This window comes from Robiginitalea sp. (genome assembly GCF_982776155.1).
In genome coordinates, this window is record NZ_CEXZKX010000002.1 from 234,888 (window position 1) to 248,775 (window position 13,888).

General features: G+C 58.1%; 9 protein-coding genes. 8 read left to right on the forward strand and 1 reads right to left on the reverse strand.

What is annotated here, in order from left to right:
- Positions 1–78: 78 nt before the first annotated feature.
- On the forward strand, positions 79–1,086 hold the full coding sequence (fbp, locus tag AC3DKS_RS04675; protein ID WP_015753002.1) for a class 1 fructose-bisphosphatase: 1,008 nt from the start codon (positions 79–81) through the stop codon (positions 1,084–1,086).
- Positions 1,087–1,139: 53 nt separating this feature from the next.
- On the opposite strand, the gene AC3DKS_RS04680 is transcribed toward fbp, so the two are convergent.
- The gene (locus AC3DKS_RS04680) at positions 1,140–1,568 is read right to left on the reverse strand and encodes a TerB family tellurite resistance protein (RefSeq protein ID WP_015753003.1); all 429 of its coding nucleotides are present in this window, start codon (positions 1,566–1,568) and stop codon (positions 1,140–1,142) included.
- A gap of 228 nt (positions 1,569–1,796) precedes the next feature.
- Between AC3DKS_RS04680 and AC3DKS_RS04685 the strand changes: the two genes are divergently transcribed.
- From AC3DKS_RS04685 to AC3DKS_RS04715, 7 genes are all read left to right on the forward strand, one after another.
- Positions 1,797–2,810: a ligase-associated DNA damage response exonuclease gene (locus AC3DKS_RS04685; protein WP_015753004.1), complete on the forward strand. Its 1,014-nt coding sequence runs from the start codon at positions 1,797–1,799 to the stop codon at positions 2,808–2,810.
- Positions 2,807–4,414 (forward strand): ATP-dependent DNA ligase, encoded by a 1,608-nt coding sequence (locus tag AC3DKS_RS04690; RefSeq protein ID WP_015753005.1) that lies wholly within the window; start codon positions 2,807–2,809, stop codon positions 4,412–4,414. Before AC3DKS_RS04685 ends, AC3DKS_RS04690 begins: the two co-directional genes overlap by 4 nt.
- A gap of 3 nt (positions 4,415–4,417) precedes the next feature.
- Positions 4,418–6,922, forward strand: coding sequence for a ligase-associated DNA damage response DEXH box helicase (locus tag AC3DKS_RS04695; RefSeq protein WP_015753006.1), 2,505 nt, complete (start codon positions 4,418–4,420; stop codon positions 6,920–6,922).
- Between the two features lie 20 nt (positions 6,923–6,942).
- The gene (gene pdeM, locus AC3DKS_RS04700) at positions 6,943–7,617 is read left to right on the forward strand and encodes a ligase-associated DNA damage response endonuclease PdeM (RefSeq protein ID WP_015753007.1); all 675 of its coding nucleotides are present in this window, start codon (positions 6,943–6,945) and stop codon (positions 7,615–7,617) included.
- Positions 7,614–8,429, forward strand: coding sequence for a TspO/MBR family protein (locus AC3DKS_RS04705; protein ID WP_015753008.1), 816 nt, complete (start codon positions 7,614–7,616; stop codon positions 8,427–8,429). The genes pdeM and AC3DKS_RS04705 overlap by 4 nt, the downstream gene beginning before the upstream one ends.
- 61 nt (positions 8,430–8,490) lie before the next feature.
- Positions 8,491–11,856 carry a transcription-repair coupling factor gene (gene mfd, locus AC3DKS_RS04710; protein ID WP_272606762.1) on the forward strand — a complete coding sequence of 1,122 codons (3,366 nt, stop codon included), beginning with the start codon at positions 8,491–8,493 and terminating at the stop codon, positions 11,854–11,856.
- Between the two features lie 104 nt (positions 11,857–11,960).
- Complete coding sequence (locus tag AC3DKS_RS04715; RefSeq protein WP_015753010.1) at positions 11,961–13,880, forward strand: CocE/NonD family hydrolase; 1,920 nt, start codon at positions 11,961–11,963, stop codon at positions 13,878–13,880.
- Positions 13,881–13,888: the final 8 nt, after the last annotated feature.

Genomic DNA, 13,888 nt, shown 5'->3' on the forward strand with positions numbered 1-13,888 from the left:
AAAACGACTGATAAGCGAAAACGATATAGTTTCACAAAATAAACGATATTTGTGGGCACAACCACCTAATACGCCCGGATGCAGAGAAAAAACAAGACCCTCGGGGAGTTCATCATTGAGAACCAGCAGGAATTCCAGTATTCCACGGGCGAATTGTCCAAACTGATCAACGCGATCCGCCTTGCAGCCAAGGTGGTTAACCACGAGGTGAATAAGGCCGGGCTGGTGGACATCCTGGGAGCTGCCGGCGAAACGAATATCCAGGGTGAGAGCCAGCAGAAACTCGATGTGCTGGCCAATGAAAAATTCAAACAGACATTGCAGAACCGGGAGATCGTCTGCGGCATTGCCTCGGAGGAAGAAGACGATTTCATCACCATCAATTCCCAGGACGAACAGCACCAAAACAAATACGTCGTACTGATAGACCCCCTGGACGGCTCGTCAAATATCGACGTGAATGTGTCGGTGGGAACCATATTTTCGATCTACCGGCGGGTCACCCCCATCGGGTCGCCTGTGTCCCTGGAGGACTTTTTGCAACCCGGGGTGAACCAGGTAGCGGCCGGGTATATTATCTACGGCACCTCCACGATGCTCGTCTATACCACCGGGCACGGGGTAAACGGCTTTACCCTCAACCCGGCCATCGGCACGTTTTACCTCTCCCACCCCAACATGCAGTTTCCGGAAACGGGCCGTATCTACTCGGTCAACGAAGGGAATTACACGCACTTTCCGCAGGGGGTCAAAGACTATATCAAATACTGCCAGAAGGAAGAGGACGACCGGCCCTACACGTCCCGGTACATCGGTTCCCTGGTATCGGATTTCCACCGGAATATGATCAAGGGGGGCATCTACATCTACCCAAAGAGCAGTACGGCCTTCAACGGCAAACTCCGGTTGCTCTACGAATGCAACCCAATGGCTTACCTGGCCGAACAGGCCGGGGGCAGGGCATCGGACGGGTACCGCCGGATCCTGGAGATTACGCCTACAGAACTGCACCAGCGCGTGCCGTTTTTCTGCGGGAGCCGTAAAATGGTGGAGAAAGCCGAGTCCTTTATGGCGCAATACGCCTGAGCCCGGGGGTGAGAACGGGGCAGAGGAACGGCCATCGCAATTCTTCCGGCACTTTACTTCCGGCGCTCCATGAGCAGCAGGTAGTCTTCAAACGGAATCTGCCCGCTGAAAATTTCCGTAGAACTTTTAAGCACCTTGTCGGCCATTTCTGAGCTGAAGCCGATCCCGATAGCGTACTTGCGTACCAGATCCTCTTCTTCCGCGTCGATTCCGTGGTCCGAGAAGATGATCCGGAAGAAATCGTAGAGCCGCTCGTAGCGCTTCTTCATCTCGAAGGGGGCCTCAATCGGGTATTTGTTTTCCTTCTTCATCACCTCCTTATATTCGGCATCGGTGATATTGAGTTTCTGGGCAAAACGGTCCAGGATTTCCTTTTCCGCCGGGTTGACCGCTCCGTCAACGGCCGCCAGGGAGGCGATGGCTGCAAAGTGCGCCAGGTTGCGGCGTTTCTCGGAGTGGTTGTATAAATCTAAAATGGGCATGGTCTGCAATGCGTTTATCTCTGCAAATATATTTCTTTTCAAAGGATTTGCCCGCTTCCCCGAAGGGTTTTAACCCTTCATGGCGCAAAGATTTACAGGTCCCTTAGAAGGGGGTTTTACCATGGGTTCCCACGGGGGAAACACAACGGGTAATGCCGGCCAAATCGAAACGGACGCCAAACGTTCGGGGTCCTTCCTGTTCCCGGAATTCCGTACCTTCACACAGCTATGGAAAAACCGCTTCTGGAATTCACCGACAGGGGCATTTACTGCCCGCCTGCCGACGTCTACCTGGACCCCTGGAAACCCGTGGACCGCGCCCTGATTTCCCACGGCCATGCCGACCACAGCCGGCCCGGTCACGGCCGGTATATCACCCATCATAGAAACGTACCGATTATCCGCCACCGGCTGGGCGATATCCGCGTCAGTGGCCGGGAATGGGGGGAATCCTTTACCGTCAACGGCGTGCGCTTTAGTTTTCACCCGGCCGGACATATTATCGGATCGTCCCAGATTCGGGCGGAATACCAGGGGGAAGTCTGGGTGTTTTCGGGCGACTATAAAACCGAAGACGACGGCCTGGCCACGCCGTATGAACCTGTGCGTTGCCATAGTTTTATCACGGAATGCACATTTGGGTTGCCGGCGTTTAAATGGCGGCCGCAAGCGGAAGTACTGGGGGATATCAACGCCTGGTGGGCGCGGAACCGGGAAGGGGGGAAAACCTCCGTTTTGCTCGCCTATTCCCTGGGAAAAGCCCAACGACTCCTGGCTGGCCTGGACCCGGACATCGGCCGGATCTATACCCACGGGGCCATTGAAAATATGACGGAAGTACTGCGCCCGCTGGCCGGATTCCCGGAAACCACCCGGGTAACCGGGGAAACCACGAGGGAGGAACTCCGCGGCAACCTCGTTCTGGCCCCGCCCAGCGCCCATGGCAGTACCTGGATGCGGCGGATGGTGCCCTATGAGGTAGCCGCTGCCAGCGGCTGGATGGCTTTTCGGGGGGCAAGGCGCCGGCGTGCGGTAGACCAGGGTTTTGTCCTGAGCGACCACTGCGACTGGCAGGGGCTGCTTGATAGCATCCGGGCCACCGGGGCGGAGCGCGTCATCTGCACGCACGGATACGCCCATATTTTTTCGCGCTTCCTGGCCGAAAACGGGTACGACGCACGTACAGAGGAAACCCAATACGAGGGGGAAACCCCCGAAAACGACACGCAGGTAGTGACATGAGGGCATTTGCGGAACTCATACGGACCCTGGATGCCACCAACAAGACGAACGTCAAGGTGGATGCCCTGAGCAGCTACTTCGACAGCGCCCCGGGGCCGGATAAGGTCTGGACCATCGCCATCCTTTCGCACCGCCGCCCACCCCGTCCGGTCAATACCCGCCTGCTTCGGGAATGGGCGTCGGAACTGGCGGGCATCCCGCTCTGGCTATTCGAGGAGAGTTACCATATCGTGGGCGATCTGGCTGAGACTATCGCCCTGGTGATCCCGCAGTCGGGGAACCCGGATTCGGGAGCCCGTTCCCTGTCCGATTACCTGGAGGACATCGTGGCGCTCAGGGGCCGTGAAGAATCCGGAAAAAAAGCCTACCTCCAGGAAAACTGGCAAAAACTGGGGTTCTATGAGCGATTTGTCCTCACCAAATTCATGACGGGCGGCTTCCGGATCGGGATCAGCCAGAAACTCATGACCCGGGCCCTGTCGCAGGCCACGGGCATCGGGGAAGACCTGCTCGCCTTCCGGCTGATGGGCAATTGGGACCCGGCCAATACGAGTTTCCAAGAGTTGGTGTTGCAGGAGCAGCAGGCCGAAAATCAGTCCCGACCCTACCCCTTCTACCTGGCCTATCCGGTGGATGAGACGCCCGAAGACCTGGGGGATCCCTCGGCATGGCTGATGGAGCACAAATGGGATGGGATCCGGGCGCAACTCATTGTGCGCGGGGGGACCCATTTCCTCTGGAGTCGGGGCGAAGAGTTGATCACCGGGAGCTACCCGGAACTCGCGGACCTGGCGGAGGCCCTGCCCGACGGCACGGTCATCGACGGGGAAATACTGCCCTACCCCAAGGGACAGGTAGGAAGCTTCAACGACCTGCAAAAGCGACTGGGCCGTAAAAAAGTCACCAACGCCCTGCTTCAGAAGATTCCGGTAATCCTCAGGGCCTACGACCTGCTGGAATGGAAAGGCAAGGACATTCGGGACCTGCCCTATACGGAGCGCCGGGCCCTGCTCGACCCGCTGATCGAACCCCTGCAGGCAGACCCCAACTTGCCGGCAGACCTCTCGGCAACGCTGGAAATCAAGGACTGGGATGCGGCCCGGAAAGAACGCGGGCGGGCACGGGAACTCCGGAGCGAGGGGCTCATGCTCAAACGACGGGCATCGGCTTACGGCGTGGGAAGGAAAAAAGGGGATTGGTGGAAGTGGAAGGTAGACCCCTTCACGGTGGATGCCGTGCTCACCTATGCCATGCGCGGCCATGGACGGCGCAGCAACCTTTTTACGGATTACACCTTTGCGCTCTGGGCCGATACGGAAAACGGCCGCGAGCTGGTTACGTTTGCCAAGGCGTATTCCGGACTGACGGATGCCGAATTCCGGCAGGTGGATGCCTGGATCAAGCGGAATACCCTGGAGCGTTTTGGTCCGGTCCGTTCCGTGAAGCCCGAACACGTTTTTGAAATTGCCTTTGAGGGGATTGCCCGGTCCGGGCGGCATAAAAGCGGCTTTGCCACCCGTTTTCCGCGGATCGTCCGCTGGCGGAAAGACAAACCCATTTCCGAGGCAAACACGCTTGCGGAACTCGAAAACATGATCCCCTGAACCATGGCAGGCCCCAAGCACCCTACCGGGCAACCCCCGGATACCGACGCCCTGATGGCCATCGCCTCCGATTGGTTTAAACGGCAAGGCTGGGACCCATTCCCCTTCCAGCACAAGACCTGGGCCGCCTTTATGGAGGGCCGCCACGGCTTGTTGAACGCCCCCACCGGAAGCGGGAAAACCTACGCCCTCTGGTTCCCGATCCTCCTGGAGTATATGCGGCAGCACCCAAATTTCCGGGATGGGCACAAAAAAGGTCTCAAGGCCATCTGGATCACCCCGCTGCGCGCCCTGTCCCGGGAAATCCACCAATCGGCCGAACGAATCACCCGGGACCTCGACATCCCATTTGAGGTGGGGATACGGACCGGCGACACCTCCAGTGCCGAACGCGCCCGGCAACGCAAGATCCTCCCCGACCTGCTGATCACCACCCCGGAAAGCCTGCAGTTGCTCCTGGCCACCAAGGGCTATAAAAAGCTGTTCGCGGACTGCTATGCCATTGTCGTGGACGAGTGGCATGAACTGCTCGGCAGCAAACGAGGGGTACAGATGGAGCTGGCCCTCTCCCGCCTGAAAACCATTTGTCCTGCCCTGCGGATCTGGGGGATTTCCGCCACCATCGGCAACCTGGAACAGGCCCGGCAGGTGTTGCTCGGTCCGGAATCCGGCGCCCTGGAAAATTCCGTGCTGATCCGCGCGCAAATCGACAAGAAAATTACGGTCCGGAGTATTATCCCGGATACGATGGAGACCTTTCCCTGGCGGGGCCACCTAGGGCTCCACCTCCTGGAACACGTCATCCCGATTATCCGGAACAGCAAGACCACGCTGCTCTTTACCAATACCCGGGGCCAATGCGAGATCTGGTTCCGGGCCTTGCTGGAAAAACACCCGGAACTCGCCGGGGACATTGCCATGCACCACGGGAGCATCGACAAGGCCACCCGGAACTGGGTGGAACAGGCCATCCGGAACGAAAGCCTCCGCGCCGTGGTCTGCACCTCCAGCCTGGACCTGGGCGTGGATTTTGCACCCGTGGAGACCGTGGTGCAGATTGGCGGGCCCAAGGGGGTGGCCCGGTTTCTGCAGCGGGCCGGCCGGTCCGGGCATCGGCCGGGGAGGGAAAGCGTCATCTATTTCCTGCCCACCCACGCCATGGAACTCATCGAGGCCTCCGCCCTGCAACAGGCCGTTCGCAAGCAGGCCGTGGAAGACCGCATCCCGTACCTGGCCAGTTACGACGTCCTGGTCCAGTACCTGACTACCCTGGCCGTGTCGGATGGCTTCCTGCCGGAGGAAATCTACCGGGAGGTGACCGGAACGTTCTGCTACCAGGCCATGAGCCGGGAAGACTGGGAATGGCTGCTGAACTTCCTGGTGATGGGGAGCCAGAGCCTGGCCAGTTACGACGAATACAAAAAGGTGGAGGTACTGCCCGACGGGTTGTTCAAGGTTACCAACCGGGGCGTCGCCATGCGGCACCGGTTTCAGATCGGCACGATTGTGGGGGACGCGCACATGACTGTAAAATACCAGAAAGGCGGGTACATCGGGACGATCGAGGAGTGGTTTATCTCCAAACTCAACCCCGGCGACGTCTTTACTTTTGCAGGGCGCAACCTGGAATTTATCCGGATCCGGGACATGGTGGCCCAGGTCAGGAATTCCAGCAGGAAAACCTCTAAGGTGCCCAGCTGGATGGGCGGGCGATTGACCCTGTCGAGCGAGATGTCCGAACTGCTCCGGGAAGAACTCTATTCGCACCGCCGGCCGGCCGGGGAGCAATCCCGGGAAATCCGATCCCTGGACGCACTCTTTAAACGGCAGCAACTCGAGAGTATCGTCCCGGGGCCGGACCAGTTCCTGATTGAAACCTTCCAAAGCCGGGAGGGGTACCACCACCTGTTCTACCCCTTTGAAGGACGGTTTGTACACGAGGCCATGGCGAGCTTGCTCAGTTACCGCATCAGCCTGCTGTCCCCGATCACCTTTTCCCTGGCCTACAACGACTACGGCTTTGAGCTCCTGTCCGACCGGGAACTGAATATCGGGGTGATCCTGGACAACGACTTGTTCAGCCCGGAATACCTGCTGGACGACTTGCAGAAAAGCCTGAACGCCACTGAAATGGCCCGGCGGAAATTTCGCGACATCGCTGTGATCAGTGGCCTGGTGTTTACGGGTTACCCGAAAAAGGGGATCAAGATGAAGCACCTGCAGAGCAATTCCCAATTGCTCTTTGAGGTGTTCCGCGACTACGAACCGGACCACCTGCTCTTCCGGCAGGCTTTCCGGGAGACCTTTGAGCACCAATTGGAAGAAGGACGCCTGCGAAAAGCCCTGGAACGGATCTCCCGGCAGGAAATCCTCTGGAAGGCCTGCGAAAAATACACGCCGTTTTCCTTCCCGATTATCACGGACCGGCTGCGGGAAAAGCTCTCCAGTGAAAAACTCGCCGACCGCATCCGCCGGATGACACGGATCCTGACCCGCGGAGGTCGCTGAGATTCGGTATCTTTGACCAGATGACGCACTCCCTGGAACTCGCCGGCGAATCTGTGGTATTCCACCCCTGGGGCGGCCTGTTCTGGCCAGCCGCCTCCACGCTGTTGCTCAGCGACCTGCACCTGGGGAAGGTGATGCATTTCCGCAAACACGGGGCTGCCGTACCCCGCGCTGCGATCCGTCGAAATTTCGATAGGCTTGAGGCCATCCGCAGGCATTTTGAGCCCCGGACGCTCTGTTTTCTGGGCGACCTCTTCCATTCGCATATCAACCGCGAATGGCAGCTGTTTTCCGATTGGGCCGGGGCGTGCACTTCCCGGATGCAACTGGTGGTCGGCAACCACGACGTTATTTCCCCCCTGCGCTACGAGGCCCTGGGCATTGAATTGTACGACTCCCTGGAAGCCGGGCCGTTTACCCTGACCCACCACCCGGAGGCAGCCGCGGGCCGGTTTAATATTGCAGGACACATCCATCCGGCGGTCCGGTTGGGTGGCGCGGGGCGGCAGACGCTTCGCCTGCCCTGCTTCCACCTGAAAACCAACCAACTGATCCTCCCGGCATTCGGGGCGTTTACCGGCACCCATGCCCTGGACCCGGAACCGGGCGACCGGTTTTTTGCCCTGACCGGGGATGCAGTGGTTCCCCTGGAGGCCGCTATTTCCGGTACCCCAACTAAAAGCAGCAAGTCATGAACAAGACCTGGTCGTACCTGAACCTTTTATCCGCGATGCTGGTCCTGGCAGTCAACGGGATATCCCAATCCGGTATGTGGCCCTATCCGGCTGTCGGGGAAATCAGCCGGAAATACGATACGCTCTTCACCCCGGCAGGATATGCCTTTGCCATCTGGGGTCTTATTTTTATCGGGTTGCTGGCCTTTGCGATCTACGGTATCTACCGGAGTTCCCGCTACGATCGGGACAACGAATTTATCGCCCGTTCCGCCCCCTGGTTTATCGGGGCAAACCTCCTGAATGCCGCCTGGGTGGTGGTCTTTACCAGGGAGTGGATCGGCATGTCCCTGCTGGTGATCGTTGGGTTGCTGGCCTGCCTGGCCGCAATCATCCGCAGGCTAAATATGGAGCGGTGGGACGCCCCGATTGGCACCATCGCCTTTGTCTGGTGGCCCATCTGTTTCTATTCCGGTTGGGTTTCGGTTGCGGTTATCGCCAATGCCGCCCTCTACCTGGAATACCTCGGGTGGGACGGCTGGGGGATCGGTCCTGTTCAATGGGCCCTGGCCCTGGTCCTGGTGGCATTTGCCCTCAACGTATTTATGGTATTGAGCCGAAACATGCGGGAATTTGCCCTGGTCGGTATCTGGGCCCTGGCTGCCATCGCCTTCCGCCACCAGGAGTCTTCCGGGCCGCTTTTTTACGTGCCCCTGGCCGGCGCCGCCCTGCTCCTGCTGCTCGTCGGGTGGCACGGCTACCGAAACCGCAGGACCAATCCGATGCGGAAGTTTCAGGAGCGCTTTACCCACGGCGATCCCGAAAAATCGTGAAACCCGCACCAAAAATTGCCCACTTGCTGGCATCCCCCTATTTTTGCACAAAATTTTGCCTTTGAATCTGGAAACGATCCGGGAAAAATTCCAACAGGCCCCTTTTTTCAGGGATCTGCAGGACGCTATTGCCCAACCCGCCGCAACGGTGTCCCTGGACGGGCTCACCGGATCTTCCCTCTCGTTTGTCGTTGCGGAAACCTTTAAAGCACAGGTCTGCCCCATGCTCGTCCTGCTGGGCGATAAGGAAGAAGCCGCCTATGTGCTGAACGACCTGGAGGAACTGCTGGGCCGGGACAATGTGCTTTTTTACCCGGGCAGCTACCGCAGACCCTACGAGATTGAGGAAACCGATAACGCCAACGTACTGTTGCGGGCGGAAGTGCTCAGCCGTATCAGTTCCCGCAAGAAGCCGGCCCTGATTGTCAGTTACCCGGATGCGCTGTTCGAGAAGGTGGTTACCCGGAAAGAACTCAGCCGCAATACGCTGAAAGTCCGGGTGGGCGACAACCTCTCCCTCGACTTTTTGAACGAAACGCTCTTTGAGTACCATTTCAAGCGGGTCGATTTTGTAACCGAGCCGGGCGAATTTTCGGTGCGGGGAGGCATCGTGGACGTATTCTCCTTCTCCCATGACGAACCCTACCGCCTGGAATTCTTCGGGGACGAAATCGACAGCATCCGGAGCTTTGACGTGGAAACCCAGTTATCGACGGACAAACACAAGAAGATTACCCTGGTACCCAATGTGGCCGACAAGATACTGCACGAGGCCCGGGAGAGTTTCCTCAAATACATATCGGACCGGACCCTGCTGTTTATCAAGCAGCCCGAACTTTGTTTTGCCCAGCTGGACAAGCTTTTTAAGAAAGCCGGGGAAGCCTTTACAAAACTGGAGGGCGAACTGGCCCATGCCGAACCGGGAGCGCTCTTCCTGGACGGGCGGTCGTTTCGGGGGGAGCTCGGCGGGTTCCGCACGGTGGCCCTGGACGGGAAATCCGGCGAAACCGGAACGGCCGGTACAGCGCTTCGCGTCCGGGTCATGCCCCAACCCGCCTTTAATAAGCAATTTGAACTGCTTCGGGACACCCTGGCGGAAAACGCAGAAAAGGGAATGCAGAACTTCCTGTTCTGCTCCTCCCAACAACAGGCCAACCGCTTCCGGGATATCTTTGAAGAGATCGGCCGGGATGTCCCTTATTCCACTATTGTCCGGCCGCTTTACCGGGGTTTCCAGTCCGAGGAACTCGGTCTCAGCTGCTACACGGACCACCAGTTGTTTGAGCGCTACCACCGCTTCCACCTGCGCAACGGGTACGCCAAGAAGCAGGCAATTACCCTGAAGGAACTCAACAAACTCGAAATCGGCGATTACGTTACCCACATCGACCACGGGATCGGCAAATTCGGAGGGCTGCAGAAAATCGATGTGGAAGGCCGACAGCAGGAGGCCATCAAACTGATCTACGGCGACCGGGACATCCTCTATGTCAGCATCCACTCCCTGCATAAAATCGCCAAATACAACGGCAAGGACGGGACCGTGCCGAAGATCTACAAACTCGGGTCGGCTGCCTGGAAGAAACTCAAGGCGAAAACCAAGTCGCGCGTCAAGAAAATCGCCTTCGACCTCATCCAGGTCTATGCGAAGCGACGGATGAAAAAAGGATTCAGCCACGCCCCCGACAGCTATCTCCAGCACGAACTGGAGGCCTCTTTTGTCTATGAGGACACCCCGGACCAGAGTACCGCCACCGAAGCCGTGAAGGCAGATATGGAAAGTGAACGCCCCATGGACCGGCTGATTTGCGGGGATGTGGGATTCGGAAAAACCGAGGTGGCCATCCGGGCCGCCTTCAAGGCGGTGGATAACGGGAAGCAGGTGGCCGTCCTGGTGCCGACGACCATCCTGGCCTTCCAGCACTTCCGCACCTTCGGGGAACGGCTCGCCGAGATGCCGGTAACCGTCGATTACCTCAACCGGTTCCGAAGTGCAAAGGAGCGGCGCACGCTGTTGGAGAACCTGAAATCCGGGAAACTCGATATCGTGATTGGCACGCATCAACTGGTGGGCAAACAGGTGGAATTCAAGGACCTGGGCTTATTGATTGTGGACGAGGAACAAAAATTCGGCGTCTCGGTCAAGGACAAACTCAAGAGCCTGAAGGAACATATCGACGTGCTGACCCTTACGGCTACCCCCATCCCGCGGACGCTTCAGTTCAGCCTGATGGCCGCCCGCGACCTTTCCGTCATCAACACGCCGCCCCCAAACCGCTACCCGATCGAAAGCCGGGTGGTCCGATTTGGCGAGGAGGTAATCCGCGATGCCATCCGATATGAGATCCAGCGCGGCGGGCAGGTCTTTTTTGTCCATAACCGGATCGAGAATATTGCAGAAGTGGCCGGGCTCATCCAGCGCCTGGTCCCGGATGCCCGCGTCGGCATCGGCCACGGCCAGATGGAGGGGAAAAAGCTGGAGAAGCTCATGCTCGATTTCATGAACGGCGAATTCGACGTACTGGTTTCCACGACGATCATCGAGAGCGGCCTGGACGTAACCAATGCAAATACGATACTGATCAATAACGCCAACAATTTCGGCCTGAGCGACCTGCACCAGATGCGCGGCCGCGTGGGGCGGAGCAACAAAAAGGCCTTTTGCTATTTTATCACGCCCCCCTACCACGTGATGACAGCGGAGGCGCGCAAGCGAATGGAAGCCCTGGAGCAATATACCGAGCTGGGCAGCGGCTTCAACATCGCGATGAAAGACCTTGAAATCCGCGGGGCGGGCGATCTGCTGGGAGGCGAACAGAGCGGGTTTATCAATGAAATCGGCTTTGAGACCTACCAGAAAATCCTGGCCGAAGCCATTGACGAACTCAAGGATAACGAATTCAAGGACCTCTACCGGGAAACGGAAGGCCCCCGGCAGCAATACGTCCGGGACTGCCAGATCGACACGGATTTTGAGCTCCTCTTCCCGGACGATTACATCAATAGCGTTTCGGAACGGCTCAGCCTGTATACCGAATTGAACGATACGGACAATGAGGAGGATCTGGCCGCATTCCGGAGGAAACTGGAAGACCGTTTCGGCCCGCTGCCGGAACCCGCGTCCGACCTGCTGGAATCCGTCCGGCTGAAGTGGATGGCGACCGCCCTGGGGCTGGAAAAAATCGTGATGAAAAAAGGGAAACTGATTGGTTACTTCATCGCCGACCAGCAATCGGAATTCTACCAAAGCGCCGTCTTCAAACGGATGCTGCAATACGTGCAATCCCACCCCGGGAGTGGCCGTCTGAAAGAAAAGCAAACCCGCAACGGGCTGCGGCTGCTGCTGGTTTTTGAACGGGTGACCTCCATCGGGAAAGCCCTTGGGGCCCTGGAACCCATTGCCGGTTCTCGCGTACCCCAGGCCTGATTTGCCGCCCGCGCCAATTCCCGTGATGAATGGTTATCTTTAGGTCTGTGAACGCACGCATCTAAACCGAATTCCATCAACCGAAAACAGATACGGATTACCCTATGAAACGACTCTTCCTTCTCCTCGTCCTCTGCCTGCTCGCCCTTCCCGCCCACAGCAGCGAACCCATCGACTCCGTTTACCTCCGCCAGCACTACGACCTGGCAGAATACCACATCCCCATGCGGGACGGGGTGGAACTGTTTACGGTGGTCTACACGCCGAAAGACCAAAGCCGGACCTATCCGATCCTGCTTAACCGCACCTGTTATAACGCCTCGAATTACTCCAATTACCAGGTGAACCGCTACCCTTCGGATTACCTGGTCCGGGACGGGTATATCCTGGCCTACCAGGATGTGCGGGGCCGGTACATGAGCGACGGCACCTTTGACAATATGACCCCGAATATCCCGGGAAACGACCCGGACGACCCGACTGCCATCGACGAAAGTTCGGATACCTACGACACCATTGAGTGGCTGATAAACAACATCGGCAACAACAACGGACGCGTGGGCATGTACGGGGTGTCCTATCCGGGTTTTTACACGGCTGCCGCCCTCCCGGATGCCCACCCGGCCCTGAAAGCTTCCTCCCCCCAGGCGCCGATTTCGGACTTCTGGTTCGACGATTTCCACCACCAGGGGGCCTACCTCCAAAGCTATACGGCGGCCTTTGCGGTGTTCGGATACCAGAAGGAAGAACGGACCCGGGAACCCTGGTACCGGGACAAGATTATGCGTTTTTACGGGGAGCCGGCCAGCGACGGGTACGATTTTTACCTGCGAAAAGGCCCGTTAAAAAATATAACCGAACAATTCCACCACGATAATTTCTTCTGGGAACAAATCGTGGAACACCCGAATTACGACGACTTCTGGCAAAAACGGAATATCCTGCCCCACCTGCGCGGGATCGACCATGCGGTGATGACCGTCGGGGGGTGGTTCGACGCCGAGGACCTGTACGGGCCGCTGAATATCTACAAAACCATCGAGGCCCACAACCCGCAAGCGAAGAACACCCTGGTGATGGGACCCTGGGACCACGGGGGCTGGACGCGGGAGCGCGGGCAGACCACCCATAACCACATCTATTTCGGCGACAGCATTTCCACGCACTACCAAAAGGAAATCGAACGGCAATTCTTCAACTACCACCTCAAGGACGAGGGCACCCTGACCCTCCCTGAGGCCTATATGTTCGATACGGGCACCAAGCAGTGGAGGAGCTTTGATCAGTGGCCCCCGAAAGACGTGGCGCCGCTCTCCCTGTATTTCGGGGAAAACGGGACGCTTTCCCTGGACAGCCCAACGGACCCCGATGCCGTGTTCTCCTATACCAGCGACCCGGACAAGCCGGTTCCGTATACCTCCCAGACCGAGGGGCTCACCTTTACGCCCCGCCGGTTCATGAGCGACGACCAGCGGTTTGCCTCCCGCAGGCCCGATGTGCTCACCTTTGAGACGGAGCCCCTGGAGGACCCGCGGACCATCGCCGGGGAAATCCTGGCCAAACTACAGGTATCCATGACGGGCAGCGATGCGGATTTTGTGGTGAAACTCATCGACGTGTATCCCCAGGACCACGAAAACTACGAGCACAACCCGGGAAACATCGTCATGGGCGGGTACCAGCAACTCGTTCGTTCCGAGGTATTCCGCGGCAGGTTCCGCAACAGTTTTGAACACCCGGAGCCCTTTGTGCCCGGGGAGGTATCCGAGGTGAATTTCCGGTTGCAGGATGTGCTGCACACCTTTAAGGAGGGCCACCGGATCATGATACAGATTCACAGTACCTGGTTTCCCTATATCGACCGGAACCCGCAGAAATATGTGGACAACATCTACAAGGCCGACGAGGAGGATTTTATCAAATCCACCATCAGCGTCCACGGGAGCTCGGTGATTGAAGCGGGCGGCAAGGTGGGCGAAGCTGGCCCGGTGGAAGTCCGTTTCGAATCGTTTATACGCGATTAAATCGCGAC

Bases quoted from the DNA above. Each gene is read 5' to 3' on its own strand.
- fbp (WP_015753002.1), top strand. From the start codon at position 79: ATGCAGAGAAAAAACAAGACCCTCGGGGAGTTCATCATTGAGAACCAG.
- AC3DKS_RS04680 (WP_015753003.1), bottom strand. From the start codon at position 1,568: ATGCCCATTTTAGATTTATACAACCACTCCGAGAAACGCCGCAACCTG.
- AC3DKS_RS04685 (WP_015753004.1), top strand. From the start codon at position 1,797: ATGGAAAAACCGCTTCTGGAATTCACCGACAGGGGCATTTACTGCCCG.
- AC3DKS_RS04690 (WP_015753005.1), top strand. From the start codon at position 2,807: ATGAGGGCATTTGCGGAACTCATACGGACCCTGGATGCCACCAACAAG.
- AC3DKS_RS04695 (WP_015753006.1), top strand. From the start codon at position 4,418: ATGGCAGGCCCCAAGCACCCTACCGGGCAACCCCCGGATACCGACGCC.
- pdeM (WP_015753007.1), top strand. From the start codon at position 6,943: ATGACGCACTCCCTGGAACTCGCCGGCGAATCTGTGGTATTCCACCCC.
- AC3DKS_RS04705 (WP_015753008.1), top strand. From the start codon at position 7,614: ATGAACAAGACCTGGTCGTACCTGAACCTTTTATCCGCGATGCTGGTC.
- AC3DKS_RS04715 (WP_015753010.1), top strand. From the start codon at position 11,961: ATGAAACGACTCTTCCTTCTCCTCGTCCTCTGCCTGCTCGCCCTTCCC.